Annotated in this window: 13 protein-coding genes and 1 pseudogene; 9 read left to right on the plus strand and 5 right to left on the minus strand. The window is 74.1% G+C overall.

Going from position 1 to position 19,434, the window contains the following annotated elements; genetic code table 11:
• Window positions 1-1,239, minus strand: a pseudogene (locus ACFVVL_RS05995) (hypothetical protein); the annotation flags it as partial.
• 69 nt (window positions 1,240-1,308) lie between these two features.
• On the opposite strand from ACFVVL_RS05995, the gene ACFVVL_RS06000 reads away from it, so the two are divergent.
• The gene (locus ACFVVL_RS06000; protein WP_387671601.1) at window positions 1,309-2,757 is read left to right on the plus strand and encodes a DUF6350 family protein; all 1,449 of its coding nucleotides are present in this window, start codon (window positions 1,309-1,311) and stop codon (window positions 2,755-2,757) included.
• 6 nt (window positions 2,758-2,763) lie between these two features.
• Here ACFVVL_RS06000 and ACFVVL_RS06005 read toward each other — a convergent pair whose 3' ends face one another.
• Window positions 2,764-3,420, minus strand: coding sequence for a hypothetical protein (locus ACFVVL_RS06005; protein WP_387671602.1), 657 nt, complete (start codon window positions 3,418-3,420; stop codon window positions 2,764-2,766).
• A 378-nt stretch (window positions 3,421-3,798) separates the two neighbouring features.
• Here ACFVVL_RS06005 and purN point away from each other — a divergent pair, with 378 nt between their 5' ends.
• On the plus strand, window positions 3,799-4,458 hold the full coding sequence (purN, locus tag ACFVVL_RS06010) for a phosphoribosylglycinamide formyltransferase (RefSeq protein WP_387671604.1): 660 nt from the start codon (window positions 3,799-3,801) through the stop codon (window positions 4,456-4,458).
• Entirely contained in the window at window positions 4,455-6,038 is a 1,584-nt protein-coding gene (gene purH, locus ACFVVL_RS06015; protein WP_387671606.1) for a bifunctional phosphoribosylaminoimidazolecarboxamide formyltransferase/IMP cyclohydrolase, read from the plus strand. Before purN ends, purH begins: the two co-directional genes overlap by 4 nt.
• Window positions 6,039-6,149: 111 nt before the next feature.
• Here the strand turns inward: purH and ACFVVL_RS06020 are convergent, their stop codons facing one another.
• Entirely contained in the window at window positions 6,150-6,920 is a 771-nt protein-coding gene (locus tag ACFVVL_RS06020; RefSeq protein WP_380422252.1) for an RDD family protein, read from the minus strand.
• 526 nt (window positions 6,921-7,446) lie between these two features.
• On the opposite strand from ACFVVL_RS06020, the gene ACFVVL_RS06025 reads away from it, so the two are divergent.
• From ACFVVL_RS06025 to ACFVVL_RS06050, 6 genes are all read left to right on the plus strand, one after another.
• Window positions 7,447-8,301, plus strand: coding sequence for a bifunctional methylenetetrahydrofolate dehydrogenase/methenyltetrahydrofolate cyclohydrolase (locus ACFVVL_RS06025; RefSeq protein WP_380298464.1), 855 nt, complete (start codon window positions 7,447-7,449; stop codon window positions 8,299-8,301).
• A 58-nt stretch (window positions 8,302-8,359) separates the two neighbouring features.
• Window positions 8,360-8,779, plus strand: a complete 420-nt coding sequence (locus tag ACFVVL_RS06030) for a DUF3017 domain-containing protein (protein ID WP_380298462.1) — start codon at window positions 8,360-8,362, stop codon at window positions 8,777-8,779.
• Window positions 8,780-9,009: 230 nt separating this feature from the next.
• The gene (locus tag ACFVVL_RS06035) at window positions 9,010-10,002 is read left to right on the plus strand and encodes a malate dehydrogenase (protein ID WP_380298460.1); all 993 of its coding nucleotides are present in this window, start codon (window positions 9,010-9,012) and stop codon (window positions 10,000-10,002) included.
• A 79-nt stretch (window positions 10,003-10,081) separates the two neighbouring features.
• Window positions 10,082-11,407: a hemolysin family protein gene (locus ACFVVL_RS06040; RefSeq protein WP_387671609.1), complete on the plus strand. Its 1,326-nt coding sequence runs from the start codon at window positions 10,082-10,084 to the stop codon at window positions 11,405-11,407.
• 30 nt (window positions 11,408-11,437) lie between these two features.
• Window positions 11,438-12,478: a tryptophan--tRNA ligase gene (gene trpS / locus ACFVVL_RS06045; protein ID WP_387671611.1), complete on the plus strand. Its 1,041-nt coding sequence runs from the start codon at window positions 11,438-11,440 to the stop codon at window positions 12,476-12,478.
• Complete coding sequence (locus tag ACFVVL_RS06050; RefSeq protein ID WP_380291453.1) at window positions 12,475-13,029, plus strand: 2'-5' RNA ligase family protein; 555 nt, start codon at window positions 12,475-12,477, stop codon at window positions 13,027-13,029. Before trpS ends, ACFVVL_RS06050 begins: the two co-directional genes overlap by 4 nt.
• Here ACFVVL_RS06050 and ACFVVL_RS06055 read toward each other — a convergent pair.
• Together ACFVVL_RS06055 and ACFVVL_RS06060 are read right to left on the minus strand one after the other, a co-directional pair.
• On the minus strand, window positions 13,014-15,554 hold the full coding sequence (locus ACFVVL_RS06055) for a CDP-glycerol glycerophosphotransferase family protein (protein ID WP_387671613.1): 2,541 nt from the start codon (window positions 15,552-15,554) through the stop codon (window positions 13,014-13,016). The two genes, ACFVVL_RS06050 and ACFVVL_RS06055, sit on opposite strands and share 16 nt — an antisense overlap.
• Before the next feature lie 209 nt (window positions 15,555-15,763).
• Complete coding sequence (locus ACFVVL_RS06060) at window positions 15,764-19,339, minus strand: CDP-glycerol glycerophosphotransferase family protein (protein ID WP_380291457.1); 3,576 nt, start codon at window positions 19,337-19,339, stop codon at window positions 15,764-15,766.
• Window positions 19,340-19,434: the final 95 nt, after the last annotated feature.

Consider the following 19,434-nt stretch of genomic DNA (forward strand, 5'->3'; position numbering starts at 1 on the left):
GCGTTCGGTTGGCCCCTGTTCGGTGTTGCTTCGGGCGGCATGGCCAGCCCGTGCGGTGCGGTTCTCAGCGGGCTGCTCGGCTTCCGACCGGTCACCGGCTCGTTGGTCGTCGCGTCCGGCGGCTTGAGCGGCGGTCCCGGCTGATGGCCCCGCCGTCGACCGGCCGAGGTGGGCCGTCGTCTCGGTGGCGGCCCGTCGGTCGTCGCGTTCGGCCGGCTCCCGCCCGGGGGCCTGATCGGCTGCCTTCCGTGCGGCAGGTTGCTTCGCCGCCGCCCGGTCACGGCGCGCTGCCGCCGGTCGGTCGCCGTGGCCGGACGGCCCCCGCCCGACGGCGTGAGCGGCTGCCGTTCGCGCGACGGGCCTTTGCTCGGCGTTGCTTCCGGCCGCATGGCCCGCGCGTGCGCCGACGCTTTCGGCGGGCTGCTTCGCCGCTGGTCGGTCGCCGGGTTCGGCCGGCTCTCGCCCGGCGGCGGTCCGCACGGCGACGCTGTGGGCGGGCCGCTTCGCCGTGGGCCGGTCGCGGTGTGCCGTTGTCATCGTGTCGGCTGCCGCCCGGTCGGGGGACGGAGCTCCGGCCGGCGGCTGCCGTGGCGACGACGGCTCGGCCCGCTCTGACTGCGGCGGCGTCCCTGCTCCCGCATCCGCGTCCGCGTCCCGCCCGGGGCGCACGCCCTGCGGACGGTTCGCGCCGGCGGCGTTCGCCACCGGGCGGCGGACGGCCGCCTGCCGGGACGGCGGGGCCGCGGTGTTCGTGTGATCGGCGCACGGGTCGCTCGGGGCCTGTTCGCTCGCGGCCGTGCTCGCCTGCTGCGGGGCTCCGGCGGTCGTGGCGGGCAGCAGGGCGGCGAGGGCGGTGATCTCGTCCTGGGTGCGGGTGCCGAGTTTGCGCAGGGCCCGGTGCTGGTAGCCGCGGGCGGTGGCGGTGGTGACGCCGAGGGCTGCGGCGGTCTCGGCGAGGTCCCGGCCGGCCGCGAGGTGGGCGAAGGCCTGCGCCTCACGTGCCGTCAGGCGGCGCAGCAGTTCGGCGGCCTCGTCCTTCCCGGCGACGGAAGCCTCGGGAGCGGCCCGGCCGCGGCCGGTCCCGGCCTTGGCGGGGCGTCCCTTCCCGTTGCGGCGCTGCGTCGCGGGCGCGGGCTGGTCGCCGGGGTGTTCGGCGGTCCGGGGCCTGGTCATCAGACGCTCCTGGCCGGGTCGGTCGCGGCGGCGAGAGGACATGGTCCGAAAATGCGCATAAGCCAATAATCTGGGACACCCCGGCGGTTTGCCGCTTCATGGAGCATGGCGAGTCGCCTTGGCACGATGTGGGCCATGACGCAGCTGACGGGTCGTCCGATTCTGGGAGCGCCGGGCGAACCGGGGGCCAGGCCCGTCCTGTCCGCCCTGCTCGCCGGGGCCCGGGCGGCGCTGCTCGGACTCTGCGTCATCACCGTTCCGGTGCTCGGGCTCTGGGTGGTGACGCCGTACGCGGACGGGGGCGCCGCCGGGGCGCTGCGGCTGGTGGCGGCGCTGTGGCTGCTCGGGCACGGCGCGCCGGTGCTGCGCGGGGCGGCGGAGGCGCCGTTGTCGGTCACGCCGCTGCTGCTCGGTCTGCTGGCGGTGGGCCAGCTGTCGCGGGCCGCCGCCCGGGTGACGGCGCGCGGGGCGGGACGAGGCCTCGGCCGGCCGGGGCAGGGCGGTGCGGCGGCGGTGTGGGCGGGGTACTGCGCGGTGGCGTGCGGGGTGGTGGCGCAGTGCGCGGGGGCGGGGGAGTTCCGGGCCCGGGTGCTGCCGGACCTCGTCGTGGTCGCCCTGGTGGCCGGTGCGGCGGTGGCGGCCGGGGCCCGGGGGCGCGGGGCGGTCCCGGTGGTGACGGGTCTGCTGGAACGGGCGTTGGCGCGGCTGCCGGGGGCGTTGCGGCCGGCGGGGGGCGCGGTGGTGGTCCGGGCGGCGGGGCTGGCGGCCGGGGCCGGGCTGCTGGCGGCCGGCGGGCTGGTGGTGGCGGGGGCGGCGGTGCTGGCCGCGGTGTCCACGAGCGGGGCGTCGCAGGTGTTCGCGGGCGGACCGGCGGCGGTGGCGGGGGTGCTGCTGGTGAGCCTGGTGCTGTTGCCGAACGCGGTGCTGTGGGGAGCGGCGTACGCGCTCGGACCGGGGTTCGCGGCGGGGGAGGGGGCGGTGGTGTCGCCGGTGCGGACGGTGCTGGGGCCGGTGCCGGAGTTCCCCCTGTTCGCGCTGTTCCCGGAGCCGGGGGAGGGCGGCTGGCGGTTGGTGGTGTGTGTGCTGCCGGCCCTGGCGGGCGTGGTGCCGGGGCTGTTGCTGGGCCGGGCGGCGGCCGTCGGCGGCGGGCGGGCGGCGGGGCGGCCGGGTCCGCGCGGCCCCTGGCCGGTGACGGCGACCGCGGCGGCGGGTCTGGTGGCCGCGCTGCTGGTCGGGCTCGCGGCGGCGGTGCTCGGCGGCCTCTCCGGCGGGGCGCTGGCGGCGGGGCGGATGGCCTGGCTGGGGCCGGTGCCGTGGTGGACGGGCCTGGCCGCGGCGGCCTGGGTGGCGGCGGTGGCCACCCCGACCGCGGTGCTGGCCCGCTTCCGGTTCCTGCGTGCGGCCGGAGGGCGGGGGCGGGTGCCGCCGGTGCCCGGGGCGCTCGCCGTGACCGCGCGCCGGGGCGTACTCCTGCTGCGCGCCCGCGCGCATCGAGCGGTCACCCTGCTCTCGGGCGCCCCGGGCAGCACCGACGGCACCACCGGTAGCGGCACCGGCGCCACCACCGGCGGCACGACCGGCTGACCGCGCCTACTCGCTCTGCTTGGTGATGTCCACGTACCACTGCGGCGCGAGCCGCTCGCAGCCGTCGGCGCCGCTGGCGGTGAGCGAGTCCTGCACGCAGGTGACGTAGTCGTTGTAGTACACCGCCAGGCCGAGGACGGCGGACACGAAGACCACCGTCATGGCGCCGGTGAGGATGCCGGCCAGGGCGGCCGGGGTGAGCGGGTTCGGCGCGGGCGGCGCGGCGGCCGCCGGGGTGCCGGTGCCGGTGCCGGTGGCGGCGTCGGCGGCCGGCTTGGGGGCGCGCATGGCCGAGACGCCCCAGGCGATGGCGAGCGCGCCGACGAACAGGGCGACGTAGTGCAGCGAGGCGAAGGCGCAGACCAGTGCGCCCATGCCGGCCAGCGCGGCGTTGCGGGCCTTGCGCTGGGCGGGGTCGGCCGGGTCGAGCCGGGGCGGCTGCGGCGCGGGCGGCCGGGGCTGCCAGCCGCTGCCCCGGTAGCCGGGGCTCCAGGGGTGCGGCGGCGGGACGAGCGGGCGCTCGTCCGGGTCGCCGTCCTGGCCCTCGGGGCGGTCGGAGCCGTCGGAGGGGTGGGGAGCGCGCGGTCGCCACGGCTGGTCGGGGGCATCCGCCGGCGGCGGCGCGAAGGGGTTGCGCTCGCCGGTGTCGTCACCGCTGCTCATGGTTCAGCCATTCCTTCTCGGTCGGTGGGGCGGGTGCCCGCGCCACCCTATGATCCCGCAGGCCCCTGTGGGGGCTCCGGGCGCGTCCGGGGTTGCCGGCGGCGGCCGCCGCCGCGGCCCGGTCGGGGACCGGCGGCGGCGGGCGGACGGCCCGGCGAGATCCCCGTCTCAGCTACGCGCGTAGCCCGCGACGGTGTTTCGGAGGCCGTCCGACCAGCCGTTATGGTGGTGACGGTCAGCAGCTCCCACGGGTTCCCCGGGCGCCCGCGTCGCGGCGGGTTCTCCAGGAGTTCCCCCTCGCTCGACCTGCCGTTCGTAGTGGCCCCACCGCCGGTGGACGTACCAGCGCACGGCGCCCGACCTACGGAGAATCGCGCAGTGGCCGCCGCCCCCGCCCAGCTCTTCCCGCCCCGTACGCCCGGACCGGCCCGTCTGGTGGTGCTGGTCTCCGGCTCCGGCACCAACCTCCAGGCGCTGATCGAGGCCGCCGCCGACCCCGCCTACGGCGCGCAGATCCTCGCCGTCGGCGCGGACCGCGAGGCCATCGCCGGCCTGGAGCGCGCCGAGCGCGCCGGCCTGCCGGTGTTCGTGCACCGGGTGAAGGACCACCCGGACCGCGCGGACTGGGACCGCGCGCTGACCGCCTCCGTGGCCGGGTACCAGCCGGACCTGGTCGTCACGGCCGGCTTCATGAAGATCCTCGGCCCCGAGTTCATCGCGGCCTTCGCCGGACGGATCGTCAACACCCATCCCGCGCTGCTGCCCTCCTTCCCCGGCGCCCACGGCGTCACCGACGCGCTGGCGTACGGGGTGCGGGTCACCGGCTGCACCGTCCACCTGGTCGACGCCGGCGTCGACACCGGGCCGATCATCGCGCAGGGCGTCGTGGAGGTCCTCGACGCCGATCACGCCGATGGCGGCGAGGCGCTGCATAAGCGCATCAAGACAGTCGAGCGCAAGCTGCTCGTCGACGTCGTGGGCCGGCTGGCCCGCGAGGGTCACCGCATCGAGGACCGAAAGGTATGGATTCCGGCATGAGCGCCGCCCCCACCACCACCCCTCCCGTCTCCGAGAACGTCCGGCCGGTGCGCCGCGCCCTGATCAGCGTGTACGACAAGACCGGCCTGGAGGAGCTGGCCCAGGGCCTGCACGCCGCCGGGGTCGCCATCGTCTCCACCGGCTCCACCGCCGGCCGGATCGCCGCCGCGGGCGTCCCGGTGACCGAGGTCTCCGAGCTCACCGGCTTCCCCGAGTGCCTGGACGGGCGCGTCAAGACGCTGCACCCCCGCGTGCACGCCGGCGTGCTGGCCGACCTGCGCCTGGAGTCGCACCGCGCGCAGCTGGCCGAGCTGGGTGTCGAGCCCTTCGACCTGGTCGTGGTGAACCTCTACCCGTTCAAGGCGACCGTCGCCTCCGGCGCCACCCCGGACGAGTGCGTCGAGCAGATCGACATCGGCGGCCCGAGCATGGTCCGCGCCGCCGCCAAGAACCACCCCTCGGTGGCCGTGGTGGTCGACCCGGCCCGCTACCAGGACGTGCTCGCCGCCGTCCGGCAGGGCGGCTTCGACCTGCTGACCCGCAAGCGGCTGGCCGCCCAGGCCTTCGCGCACACCGCCGCCTACGACGTCGCGGTGGCCAACTGGTTCGACGAGTCCGGCTACACCGGGACCGAGGACGCCTTCCCGGCGTTCCTGGGCTCGGCCTTCGAGCGCCAGAACGTGCTGCGCTACGGCGAGAACCCGCACCAGGGCGCCGCGCTGTACACCGACGGCAGCGGTGGCCTGGCCGGTGCGCAGCAGCTGCACGGCAAGGAGATGTCGTACAACAACTACGTCGACACCGACGCCGCCCGCCGCGCCGCCTACGACCACGCCGGCCCGGCCGTCGCGATCATCAAGCACGCCAACCCGTGCGGCATCGCGACCGGCGCCGACGTCGCCGAGGCGCACCGCAAGGCCCACGAGTGCGACCCGGTCTCCGCGTACGGCGGCGTGATCGCCGTCAACCGCCCGGTCACCGTGGAGCTGGCCGAGCAGATCGCCCCGATCTTCACCGAGGTCGTGGTGGCCCCCGGTTACGAGGACGGCGCCGTCGAGGTGCTGGCCCGCAAGAAGAACCTGCGGGTGCTGCTCGCCGCCGACGCCCCGGCCAACCGCCAGGAGGTGCGCCCGATCTCCGGCGGCGTGCTGCTCCAGGACGCCGACCGGGTGCACGCCGAGGGCGACGACCCGGCGACCTGGACGCTCGCCACCGGCGAGGCGCTGTCCGAGGCCGAGCTGGCCGAGCTGGCCTTCGCCTGGCGGGCCTGCCGGGCCGTCAAGTCCAACGCGATCCTGCTGGCCAAGGACGGCGCCTCGGTGGGCGTCGGCATGGGCCAGGTCAACCGGGTGGACTCCTGCAAGCTCGCGGTCGAGCGGGCCGGCGAGCGGGCCAAGGGCGCGTACGCGGCCTCCGACGCCTTCTTCCCGTTCGCGGACGGCCCGGCGATCCTGATCGCCGCCGGTGTCCGGGCGATCGTCCAGCCGGGCGGCTCGATCCGCGACGAAGAGGTGATCGCGGCCGCCGCCGAGGCCGGGGTGACCATGTACTTCACCGGCACCCGGCACTTCTTCCACTGACCGGCCGCCGGGCCGGTCGAACGACCGGCTGACGGGGCGACGGAACGACGGAGCGGCCCGGCTCCCTCCACCGAGGGGGCCGGGCCGCTCCGTCGTCGCGGACCGCCCGCGTTACTTCTTGATCACCAGAGTGCCGGCGGCACGGTCGTGCCAGCCCTGCAGCTTCCCGGAGTTGTCGAAGAACGGCGACAGGTAGACCAGCAGCGCGCCGATGTAGCAGAGGAAGACGCCGACGATCGGGATGATGAAGCGGATGAAGCCGCCGCCCAGGCCCGGGGTCTGGCCGTTGCTCTCCTTGACCACGCGCAGGCCCATGGCCATCTTGCCCAGGGTGGCGCCGGCGAAGGAGACCATCAGCCACTCGTAGAGCAGGTTGAACAGCGACAGCACGCCCATCATGATCATCATGGTGGCGAACACGCCGGCCGCGGCGTCGTTCTGCTGCTGGATGCAGTCGCTGTAGCTGAGGCTCCCGTAGGAGTACTGGGAACAGTCGTCGGTGTCCTTGACGATGCCGAGCGTGCCGGCCAGGCCCAGCGCCATGACCAGGGCGATGACCGCGCCGACCGCCAGACCGTCGATCAGCCGCGCCAGGAAGCGCTGGCCCATCGAGGCGATCTTCACGGTGCCGAGGTGGGCGATGTTGATGTAGCCGTTGTTCGCCTGGATGGTGCCCGGCATCGGCTGGTACCCGTACGCCTGCTGCGGCGGCACGCCGTAGGCCGGCGGCTGCTGCTGCGGGTAGCCGTAGCCGGGGGCGGCCGGCGGCTGCTGGGGGTAGCCGTACCCGGCGGCCGGCGGGGCCTGCTGGGGGTAGCCGTAGGCCTGCTGCGGCGGCTGCTGGGGCTGCTGCGGGTTGTTCGGGTCGGGCGGGTAGCTCATCGATGCCTCCGGGCAGATGGGGACGGGTGGGGACGGGACAGCGGACCCGGAACGGACCGGCGGGTCGGGTGGCCGGTCGGACGGGACGTTAGCGGGGCGCACTGACACCGGGGGCGTGAGCAGCCGGGTGCGCGCCCCCGCTCAGGACCGTGGGAAGCGGGCGGACGGGAGCCGGGACGCTCTGCCGGTGAGGGGCGTGCCGCGGCGGCGGTCGGTCGTCGGCGCGGTGCGGTCTGGTCGGCTCACTTCGTTCTTTCCCCCGGGTACGCCCCCGCCGGGTCTGTCCGTCGGCCCGTCACCGGGCCGGATGCGGCGGGGAATGCCCGCATATCGTCGACCGCCCGGCCCGGCCCTGTCCAGCCGCCTCCGCGCGTCGGGCCGGACTGTGGCGCAACCGCAATACGACCCGGACGTTCCGTACCCGTTCGTCCACCCCCCGTTCCGCCCGGCCCCGCTCCCGGGCCGGCCTCCTCCGGCCCGGGGACCGGTGGCGCACGAGCCGGTCCGGATCCGGGAGAATGGGGTCATGACTGCCCAGATTCTCGATGGCAAGGCCACCGCGGCCGCGATCAAGTCCGAACTCGCCGCCCGCGTGGCGGCCCTCCAGGCGAAGGGCGTCGTGCCCGGCCTCGGCACCGTCCTGGTCGGCGACGACCCGGGCAGCCGCTGGTACGTCAACGGCAAGCACCGGGACTGCGCCGAGATCGGCATCGCCTCGATCCAGCGCGAGCTGCCCGCCACCGCCACCCAGGAGGACGTCGAGAACGTCGTCCGGGAGCTCAACGCCGACCCCGCCTGCACCGGCTACATCGTCCAGCTGCCGCTGCCCAAGGGCCTCGACCAGAACCCGGTCCTGGAGCTGATGGACCCGGACAAGGACGCGGACGGCCTGCACCCGACCTCGCTCGGCCGCCTCGCGCTGGGCATCGAGGGCCCGCTGCCCTGCACCCCGCTCGGCATCGTCGAGCTGCTGCGCCGCCACGACGTGCCGATCGACGGCGCCGAGGTGGTCGTGGTCGGCCGCGGCGTCACCGTCGGCCGCTCGATCGGCCTGCTGCTCACCCGCCGCAGCGAGAACGCCACCGTCACCCTCTGCCACACCGGCACCCGCGACCTCGCCCACCACCTGCGCCAGGCCGACATCATCGTGGCCGCCGCCGGCGTGCCGCACCTGGTCAAGCCGGAGGACGTCAAGCCCGGCGCGGCCGTGCTGGACGTCGGCGTCAGCCGCAGCGAGGGCAAGATCGTCGGCGACGTCCACCCGGGCGTGGCCGAGGTGGCCGGCTGGATCTCCCCGAACCCCGGCGGCGTCGGCCCGATGACCCGCGCCATGCTGCTGAACAACATCGTGGTGGCGGCCGAGCGCCAGGCCGGCGTCTGATCCCGCCCGCCCGACGAACGACGATCCCGCGAACGACGATCCCGAAGGACGGGAAGCCATGACCGAACCGCGGCGGACCCGGCGCAGGCCGGTGAGGACCACCGGCACCCTGCCCCCCGAGGGCTCGTCGGCCGCGCTCGGGCGCGACCACGCGCTGCCGGTGCGGCAGTGGCCGATAACGGTGGTCCTGCTGGTGGTCGGCGCCGGTCTCGCGATCACCTGGTTCGCCGACTTCCAGGACGGCTTCAAGTACGGGTTGCTGGTCGTCGGCGGCGGGGTGCTGCTCGGCGCGCTGTTGCGGCTGGTGCTGCCGGAGGTCGGCATGCTGGCGGTCCGCAGCCGGTTCACCGACGTGATCGTGCTGACCTTCCTCGGCGTGTCGATCGTGCTGCTGACCCTGATGGCCCAGCCCAACCCGTGGCTGGAGTTCCCGCTGCTGGACAACATCGGCCAGCTGATCGGCCGTCCGCGCCGTTAGCGCACCACCGCCGCCGGCGCGCCGCCGCCCGGCCGGTCGTGCACGGCCCCCGCCCGGAGCCCGGGCGGGGGCCGTCATCGTCTGTGACCAACCAGTCACGACCTCGCCCGAGGCGTACGCTTCCCTTTGCGATACCCTGACGCCGGTTCTCTCGATGTCGAGAGACCGTCCGCGGCTCCGGCGCGCCGAACGTGCCTGGGGCACCTGGCGATTTGCTGGAGAAGGTAGAAATGACCCGCACCCCCGTCAACGTCACCATCACCGGAGCCGCCGGCCAGATCGGCTACGCGCTGCTCTTCCGCATCGCCTCGGGCCACCTGCTCGGCGCCGACGTCCCGGTGAACCTGCGCCTCCTGGAGATCCCGCAGGGCCTCAAGGCCGCCGAGGGCACCGCCATGGAGCTCGTCGACTGCGCCTTCCCGCTGCTGCGCGACATCACCATCACCGACCAGCCGAACGTGGCCTTCGACGGCGCCAACGTCGCCCTGCTGGTCGGCGCCCGTCCGCGCACCGCCGGCATGGAGCGCGGCGACCTGCTGTCGGCCAACGGCGGCATCTTCGGCCCGCAGGGCAAGGCCATCAACGCCCACGCCGCGGACGACATCAAGGTCCTGGTCGTCGGCAACCCGGCCAACACCAACGCCCTGATCGCCCAGCGCAACGCCCCGGACGTCCCGGCCGAGCGCTTCACCGCGATGACCCGCCTGGACCACAACCGCGCCGTCGGCCAGCTCTCCGCCAAGACCGGCGCCCTGGTCTCCGACATCAAGCGCGTCACCATCTGGGGCAACCACTCCGCCACCCAGTACCCGGACATCTTCCAGGCCGAGGTCGCCGGCAAGCCGGCCTTCGAGGCCGTCGGCAGCGACCAGGCCTGGCTGGAGAACGACTTCATCCCGACCGTCGCCAAGCGCGGCGCCGCCATCATCGAGGCCCGCGGCGCCTCCTCGGCCGCCTCGGCCGCCAACGCCGCCATCGACCACGTGCACACCTGGGTCAACGGCACCGCCGAGGGCGACTGGACCTCCATGGGCGTCGTCTCCGACGGCTCCTACGGCGTCCCGGCCGGCCTGATCTCCTCCTTCCCGGTCACCACCAAGGACGGCAGGTTCGAGATCGTCCAGGGCCTGGAGATCTCCGACTTCTCCCGCGCCCGCATCGACGCCTCGGTCAAGGAGCTGACCGAGGAGCGCGACGCGGTCCAGGAGCTCGGCCTCATCTGAGCCACCGCGCCCCCGGCGCCCCGCGACGGCCCGTCGTCCCCTCCCCGGGGACGGCGGGCCGTCGCCCTACACTCCCGCTGTGACCGAAACCTTCGAGGACGCCGCGCTCGTCCTCGTCTTCATCGTCCTGGGCGGCCTGTTCAACGTCGCCGAGATCTCGCTGATCTCGCTGCGCGAGGGCCAGATCCGGACGCTGGAGGCCCGCGGCACCCGGCGGGCGGCCCGGGCCGCGCACCTCGCGGCCGACCCCAACCGCTTCCTGGCGGCCGTCCAGGTCGGCGTCACCTGCATGGGGTTCCTCTCCGCGGCCTTCGGCGCCGACACGCTGGCCGGCAAGGTCGCCCCGCTGTTCGTGCGGGCCGGGCTCTCCGAGGGCGTCGCCGACGCCACCGCGCTGGTCGGCCTCACCCTGGTGATCAGCTACGTCTCGCTGGTGCTCGGCGAGCTCACCCCCAAGCGGATCGGCCTCCAGCGGGCCGACTCCATCGCCGTGCTGGCCGCGCCGGTGGTCGACGTCATGTCGGTGGTGCTGCGCCCGGCGATCTGGCTGCTCGGCCGCTCCACCGACCTGATGGTCCGGCTGTTCGGCGGCGACCCGGCCGCCGGGCGCGGCTCGATGAGCTCCGAGGAACTCCGCGGCCTGGTCGCCGCCAACACCGAACTCGGCAGCGACCAGCGGACGTTGATCGCTGATGTGTTCGCCGCCGGGGAGCGCCAGCTGCGCGAGGTGATGGTCCCGCGCACCGAGGTGACCTTCCTGGACGCCGAGCGCCCGCTCGCCGAGGTCCGCGCCCAGGCGGACTCCTCGCCGCACTCCCGCTACCCGGTGGTCGAGGGCAGCTACGACGCGGTGACCGGCTTCGTGCACGTCCGCGACCTCTACGGCGCGCGCGGCGAACGCGCGGTCAAGGTCCGCGACCTCGCCCGCCCGGTCAAGCTGCTGCCCGGCACCAAACGGGTGCTGGAGGCGATGGGCGAGATGCGCCGTGAGGGCCATCACCTGGCGATCGTGGTCGACGAGTACGGCGGCACCGCCGGCATCGTCACCCTGGAGGACCTCGTGGAGGAGGTGATCGGTGAGATCCGCGACGAGTACGACACGCCCGAGCCCGCCCCCACCCGGCGGCTGGCCGGCGGCGGCATGGAGCTCGACGGCCTGCTCAACCTGGCCGACTTCGCCGGGGAGACCGGCGTCACCCTCCCCGAGGGGCCGTACGAGACGGTGGCCGGCTGCCTGGTCGCCGCGCTCGGCCGGCTGCCCGCCGACGGCGACCGGGTGCGGATCCCGGCCGGCCCCGGCGTGGAGGTGCTGCTGACGGTGGCCAAGCTGGAGGGCAGGCGGATCGCCCGGGTCGGGGTGAGTGCGGTCACACTGGCCGGGCCGCCGGGGCCGGAGGTTTCCTGACCGGTCGGTGGAGCTGGAACAATGGCCCGCATGGTCAACGCAGCGGTCACTGGTCCGGTCAAGGACCGTCCCCGGGTGCTCTCCGGCATCCAGCCCACCTCCGGCTCGTTCCACCTCGGCAACTACCTGGGCGCGGTGCGCCAGTGGGTCGACCTGCAGAAGGAGAACGACGCCTTCTACATGGTCGTCGACCTGCACGCGATCACCATCGAGCAGGATCCGGCGACGCTGCGCCAGAACACCCGGATCTCCGCCGCCCAGCTGCTCGGCGCGGGCCTGGAGCCGGAGCACTGCACCCTGTTCGTCCAGTCGCACGTGCCCGAGCACGCGCAGCTGGGCTGGGTGATGAACTGCCTCACCGGCTTCGGCGAGGCCTCCCGGATGACCCAGTTCAAGGACAAGTCGGCCAAGCAGGGCGCCGCCGGGACGTCGGTGGGCCTGTTCACCTACCCGATCCTCCAGGTGGCCGACATCCTGCTCTACCAGGCGGACGCCGTCCCGGTGGGCGAGGACCAGCGCCAGCACGTGGAGCTCACCCGCGACCTCGCGGAGCGCTTCAACACCCGCTACAGCCCGACCTTCACGGTCCCGAAGCCGTACATCCTCAAGGAGACGGCCAAGATCCAGGACCTCCAGGACCCGGCGATCAAGATGAGCAAGTCGGCGTCCTCCGCCAAGGGCCTGGTGAGCCTGCTCGACGAGCCGAAGGCCAGCGCCAAGAAGTTCAGGAGCGCCGTCACCGACACCGGCACCGTGGTCTCCTACGACGAGCAGGAGAAGGCCGGCGTCTCCAACCTGCTGCGGATCCACTCCGCCCTCAGCGGGCAGTCGATCGAGCAGCTGGTGGCGCACTTCGAGGGCAAGATGTACGGGGCCCTGAAGACCGAACTGGCCGACCTGTTCTCCGCGTGGGTGACGCCGTTCCAGGAGCGCACCCGGACCTTCCTGGACGACCCGGCCGAGCTGGACCGCGTCCTCGCGCTCGGCGCCGAGAAGGCCCGCGCGGTGGCGTCCGAGACGCTGGCCCAGGTGTACGACCGGATCGGCTTCCTCCCGGCCGCCAAGCGGTGACTCCGCTGACGCGCCTGCCCGGTGGTGAGGGTCTCCCGGAGACCCTCACCATCGGCGTGTCCGTCGGCGTCCCGGATCCGTACGGCACCGCGATCCAGGACGCGCGGGCCGGGCACGGCGATCCGCTGGCCCGGTCGATACCCACGCACGTCACGCTGCTGCCGCCCACCGACGTCCCGGCCGAGGCGCTGCCGAAGATCGAGGAGCACCTGGCCGCGGTGGCCGCCGCGCACCGGCCGTTCCGGATGGTGCTGCGCGGCAGCGGCAGCTTCCGCCCGGTCTCCCCGGTGGTGTTCGTCCGGGTCGAGGAGGGCGAGCAGGAGTGCCGGCTGCTGGAGGCGGACATCCGCTCCGGCCCGCTGGCCCGGGAGCTGGCCTTCCCGTACCACCCGCACGTGACGGTGGCGCACGGTCTCACGGACGACGTGCTGGACCAGGCCCACGAACAGGCCCGGTCCTTCCACGCGGCCTTCCCGGTGCCCGGGTTCGGCCTGTCCCGGTTCGACGCCGACGAGGTCTGGCGTCCCTGGCGGGCCTACGGCTTCGGCTGACCGGCGCGCCCGGCGGGACCGCCGAGCTCCAGCATCCGGTCGACCACCCGGCGGGCGGCGGCGCCGTCGTCCAGCGCGCAGTGCACCTCCTGGAAGCGCCGGTAGCGCTCGGCGTACCCGGCGGGCACGGCGCCCCCGGTGTCGGCGAGTTCGCGCAGCGCCGCGACCAGCGCGGCCGAGTCCTCCAGCAGCGGGCCGGGGGCCTGCGCCTCGAAGTCGAAGGCGAAGCCCCGCAGGGTGTCCCGGTAGTGCGCCAGGTCGTAGGTGAAGAACAGCACCGGGCGGCCGGTGATGGCGAAGTCGAAGAGGATCGACGAGTAGTCGGTCACCAGGACGTCGGCGATCAGCAGCAGCTCCTGCACGTCCGGGTAGTCGGCGCAGTCCACGGCGAAGCCGTCCCCGGTGCCGGTCAGCGGCTCGCGGACGTGGGTGTGCGGCCGCAGCAGCAGGACGTGGTCGTCGCCGAGCGCCCGCCGGGCCCGGTCGAGGTCCAGCCGCAGGTCGAGCCGGAAGCCGTCGCCGTCCGGACGCGGCCGGTCCTCCCGCCAGGTCGGCGCGTAGAGCACCACCCGCCGGCCCTCGGGGATGCCGAGCCGCGCGCGGACGGCGGCCGCCCGCCGCCGGTCGGGGCGGGCCAGCACGTCGTTGCGCGGGTAGCCGGACTCCAGGATCTCGCCGCGGTAGCGGAAGGCCCGGCGCAGGATCGGGGTGGCGAAGGGGCTGGGGGAGAGCAGCAGACTCCAGTGCGGGGTCTCCCGGTCGAGGGCGGCGAGGTAGCCGTGGTCGGCGAGCCAGGTGTTCTCGACGTCGTGGGCGATCCGCTTGAGCAGCGCGCCGTGCCAGGTCTGGACGACGACCTGGCCGGGGCGGCGGCGCAGGAAGTCCGGGAAGTGGGTGTTGCCGACGAGGTAGCGGCTGGTGCCCAGCGCCCGGTACCACTCGGGGCTCCAGACCCGTACCGCGCGGACCCCGGGCGGCAGCTCGGCCTGGGCGTCGTCGACCACCCACAGGTGCTCCAGCGGCGTGCCGCGGCGGGCGAGTTCGGCGTGCACGGCGCGCGGCGAGTCGGCGTAGCCGCGGCCGCCGAAGACGTCGTACAGCACGGCCTCGCGCAGCGGCTCGCGGCGGGCGGCGGGGTAGCCGGCGGTGCGCTGGCGGGCCTGCGTCCAGGCGCTGCGCTCGGTGGCGCTGAGGACGGGCGTGGAGTCCAGCAGCAGGGTGTCGTGCCAGCGGCGCTCCAGCACGATCCGCTTGCCGCCGGCCTGGGTGGCGGCGGGCAGCGCGGCCAGGACGGCGGGCGCGGCGGTCAGCGGACGGGCCGGGCCGGTCCCGCCGACGGGGTGCAGGGCGGCCTCCCACAGGCCCTTGCGCAGCGGCAGCGCGGTGCCGTCGGAGCCGGTGCGGGTGACCGGCAGCCGGACCGTGAACCGCGCGTCGGGGCCGAGCTCGACCGGGTGGCGGACCTCGGTGCCGCTGCCGCCGTGCCGCAGCACGAGTTCCAGCGGGCCGGGGGCGGGGCAGTGGCCGGAGAGCTCGAAGCCGCCGGGCCGGGCGGCGAGCCGCTCGACCCAGCCGGCGGCGGGCCGCACGCACAGCTGGAGCCGGCCGTCGGCGAGGTGCTTGAGGTGCAGCACCCGGTCCTCCGCGCCGGGCAGCGGGTGCTGACCGGCGATCGGACCGCCGCGCTCGTCCAGGACGAGCTGCTCGACCGCACCGTCGGGGTCGACCAGGTCGGCGTCCCAGTGCTCCAGCTCGCCGGTGCCGCGGCCCTCCGCGGTGAACAGCGCGTACGGCAGGCGCACGGTGACGGTCCGTCCGGTGCGGTGGGCCGGCTCGGTGAGCACGGTGGCGCTCTCGCGGTGGCGCAGCCGCAGCACGGTGCGGGCCTGGCCGGGGTCGGCGGTGGTGAGGTGCAGGCCGATCCCGTCGGGGCCGGGCTCGGCCCCGTCGAGGCGGACGGCGGGGCGTTCGAGCCGCAGGACGAGCCGGCCGTCGGCGAAGTGCGGCTGGAGGCGGATGTCGTGGTCCACCCAGCGTGCGGGCGGGTACTCGCCGGAGCCGCACCAGTAGGGGGCGAGGCCGCCGTACTGGCGGCGCAGCCGGGTGGGGCGGCCGAGGGTGAACAGGGTGGCCTCGACGCTCCAGTCGCCGAGCAGCCAGCCGTCGGCGCCGCGCAGCCGGCGGGGTTCGACCAGGGCGGTGAAGCCGGCCCAGTCGTGGTTGTGCTCGGGCTGGGCGCTGTCGTCGGTGATCTCGGGGAAGCGGCGGGGCCGGGTGGGGACGTGGACCGGCTCGTCCTGGTGGTGGCGGCGCAGGGTGAGCCAGGTCCAGGCGGAGCCGGGGTGGGCGGTGGACCGGTCGTCGGGGCGGGCGAAGCCGGTGAGTTCGAGGCCGCGGCCACTCCAGCGGGCGCGCAGCAGCCCGAGGGAGGCGTTCTCCTCCTCGCTCGGCAGCGGGGCGCCGAAGCGGGCGTCGCCGAAGCGCGGCGCGGCGTGCGGGAGGACGAAGCGGGTGAGGACAGCCATTTCCACGAACCTTTCTCGGCGAGAATTTCCATCTCACCCGGAAAAGCATCCGAGGTCAATTTGAGAATGGCGTTGTAATTAGCTGAAAAGTTCCTCGGGGAAACGCGAGTTCGAAATTCCGGAATATCGTGCGAGGTCGTGCCGGAAAACGCCGGAGGCGCCCGGCGCGGTGTTCGCGTCGGGCGCCTCCGGCACCGGTGGAAGGCCGGTCAGGCCTCGCGGCTCAGCATCGCGTCCACGGCCCGGGCGGCGGCGTGGCCGTCGTCGAGGTCGCAGTACTTCGCGCGGAACGCCGCGTACTTCCCGGCGTACTCGGCGGTGATCCGGTCCACCTGGCCGAGCGCCGTGACCAGCTCCTCGGAGGTGGCCAGCAGCGGGCCGGGCGCCTCCGCCTCGAAGTCCAGCGAGAAGCCGCGCAGGTTGTCGCGGTAGTGCGCCAGGTCGTAGGTGAAGAACAGCACCGGCTTGCCGGTCGCGGCGAAGTCGAAGGTCGACGCCGCGTAGTCGGTCACCAGGACGTCGGCGACCAGCAGCAGCTCGGCCATGTCGGGGTAGCTGCTGACGTCCCAGACGTAGCCGTTGCCGGCCTCGGCGATCTGCTCGCGGACGTTGGCGTGCCGGCGGACCAGCAGCACCTGGTCGTCGGCGAGCGCGGCCCGCGCCGCCTCCAGGTCCAGCTGGAGGTTCAGCTGGTAGCCGCCGTAGTGACGGCGCCGGTCCTCGCGCCAGGTCGGCGCGTACAGCACGACCTTCTTGCCCTCGGGCAGGCCGAGCCGCTCGCGCACCCGCTCCGCGGTCTTCTCCTTGTCGGCGGAGAAGAACAGGTCGTTGCGCGGCAGGCCGCTCTCCAGGATCTCGCCCTTGAAGTCGAAGGCCCGGCGCAGCACCGGGGCCGCCCAGGTGCTGCCGGCCAGCAGGATGCTCCAGTTCGGAACCTCCTTGGCGAGGCCCTTCAGGTAGTGCGCGTCGGTGAACCAGACCTTCTCGAAGTCGTGGCCGACCTGCTTCAGCGGCGAGCCGTGCCAGGTCTGCAGGACGATCTGGCCGGGCCGGCGGACGAAGAAGTCCGGCAGGTGCGCGCTGGTGACGACGTACTTCGCGGTGGCCAGCGCCTCGAACCACTCCGGGCTCCAGAGCCGGACGGCGCCCGCCGACTGCGGCAGGTCCGCCTGGAGGTCGTCGGTGCCCCACAGGTGCTCCAGCGGCAGGCCGCGGCGCACCAGCTCCTCGTGGATCGCCCGCGGCGAGTCCGCGTAGAGACCGCCGAGCGCGACGTTGTAGAGCACCGTGTCGCGCAGCGGCAGCCGGCGGGCGGCCGGGTAGTCGGCCGTCCGCAGCTGGCGCTGGCGCCAGCCGCTGCGCTCCTCCGGAAGCAGTATGTTCTCCGACTCCAGCTGCAGGCCGTCGTGGTGGCGGCGCTCCAGCACGATCCGCTTGCCGCGGGCCTCCACCTCCAGCGGCAGCGCGTCCCAGCAGGTGGGCGCGATCAGCGCGTAGGAGGCCATGTCCGGGTGGAAGGTGGCGCCGACCGGGCGGAACGAGATGTTCCAGCCGCCCTGGGCCAGCGGCACGTTGCCCGCGAAGGACGCGGTCGGCACGGCGGGCAGCGCGGTGCGGAACCGGCCGTCGGAGATCTCCACCGGGTAGACGTGCTGCTCCTCGCCCCAGTGGTGGCGGGCCACCAGCTCCCAGCGGTGGGTGCCGGGCAGCGGGAAGGTGCCGCTGAGCAGGAAGCCGTCCGCGCCGCGCGCGGTGACCTCGTGCACTATCGGCTGCAGCAGCTGGTCCAGGAACTGCAGGTAGCCGCCCGGGGAGGGCTTGGTGTACAGGGCGCGCCGCTGCTCGGGCGCGGCGTCCGCGTTGAGCACCAGGTTGAGCTGCTCCGGGGCGTTGCGGTCGTCCCAGGCGAGCGGCGTGGTGGTGCCGTCGGCCAGCACCAGGGTGGTGTCCCAGCGGTCGCGGGCGCGCTCCTCGGCCAGCGGGTCCAGCTCGGCCCAGCTCTCGCGGACCTCGGTCAGCTCGGCGACCGGGAAGGAGGCGCGGAACTGCTGCAGGCTGCCGACCGGGGTGCCCGCGGACACCGGGAAGAACAGCTCGCGCTCGGACTCCACGTGGGTGAGCCGCAGCTTGGCCCCGGCCAGCCGGACGCCGGAGCGGGCCGCGCCGGCCACCTCGACGGTGCCGTCCTGCGCGGTGAGCCCGGTCACCCGGATCCGCACGTTCTCCACCCGCAGGTAGACGCTGCCGTCGCGGACGAACGGCACGATCCGCACGTCCGGCTCGACCCAGTGCGAGGGCAGGTAGAGCGCGGTGTCCGCCCAGCCGGCCCAGATCCGGCCCTTGTAGACGCCGCCCTTGCCGGCGCCGGCGACCAGGACGCGCCAGTTGCCGTCCTTCCACTGGCCGCGGTGCTTGAGCTTCTCCGGGTCGACGGCGACGGTGAAGCCGGCCCAGTCGCAGTTGTAGAGGTCGTGGTGGTTGGTGGCGGTGGCCTCGGGGCTGTACTGGGTCTTCATCGGCACCGCGATGACCCGGCGGCCCTTGGCCTCGCGCAGCACCAGCGTGCGGACCATGTCGTGCTTGTTGGCCGCGCCCAGCTGCTCCGGGTACGCGTGGCCGGTCAGCCGCAGCCGGCCGCCCTCCCAGCGCGACTCGTAGAGCCGGCTGCGGATGACGGTGGAGTTGCGCAGGCTGAGCAGGCCCGGCGGCACGCTCTTGCGGCCGCCGCGCAGGAACGGGTAGTCGGCGTACGGGCGCAGCAGGCCCTTGGCGATGACGCCGCCGTTGCTCTCGCCCTCGTACTTGATCTGCTCGACGAACTCGTCGATCCGGCCCTGCAGGGTCAGGTGGTACTTCAGGCGCAGCGGCGCGCGCAGCTTCTTGACCTGCTCCGGGCCGATCGAGCGCAGCAGCCGGCTGACGCAGCGGATGTAGGCCTCCCGGTACTCCTTGTCGCCGTCGACGACGGACCAGAAGAACATCGGGATCTCTTCGACGAGGGTGTTCTCGTCGTAGGTCTTCAGGTACTCCGCGAAGCGCGGCTCGGTCTGCTTCTTCAGCCAGCCGCGGACCAGCTCGACCGAGGTGACGCGGTCGATCAGGCCCTTGGGGTTGGTGCGCATCTGGGTGATCGACATCTCGCCGACCTCGCGCTCGCGCCAGTGGTAGATCGGCTCGGAGAGCACGTCCACGCTCTTGGCGAGGTAGTGGTGCGGCACGCTGACCGGGGCGTCCTCGTACAGGATGCCCTCGGGGTAGAGGATGCCGGCCGCGTCGAAGAACGAGCGGCGGTACACCTTGTTCCACGCCGTGCGGTCGGTGACCAGCGACGGGATCTCGGTGATGTGCGTCTTGAGCACGGTCTTGGCGAACGGGCGGCTGTGGCCGCCGGACTGGTAGTAGCCGATCGCGCGGAACCGCAGCACGTTGCCGGTGGCGAAGTCCGAGCCGGTCTCGTCCAGCGTGTTGATCATCAGCTCGTACGCGCTGGGCGGCATCGAGTCGTCGCTGTCGACGAAGCAGAGGAACTCGGCGTCCGGGTCGATGTGCCGGATGCCGGTGTTGCGGGCCGCGCCGAGGCCCTTGTTGACCTGGCGCACCAGCCGGAAGCGGGAGTCCTTGGCGGCGTACGCCTCGGCGAGGGCGGCGCTGTTGTCCTTCGAACCGTCGTCGACCATGACGCACTCGAAGTCCGTGAACGTCTGGGCGGCGATCGAGTCGAGGCACTCCACGAGGTAGCGCTCGACGTTGTAGATCGGGACGACGATGGAGAGGCGGGGAGCCATCGGCTACGCAGGCCTTTCTCGGGAAGGAGCGTGGCAGCCCGTTCGGGGTCTGACCGCACTTTGATCGGTGCGTACGTGCCCGTCGATCCTACCGT

The organism is Kitasatospora sp. NPDC058115 (assembly GCF_042884635.1).
In the GTDB taxonomy this organism is placed as follows: domain Bacteria; phylum Actinomycetota; class Actinomycetes; order Streptomycetales; family Streptomycetaceae; genus Kitasatospora.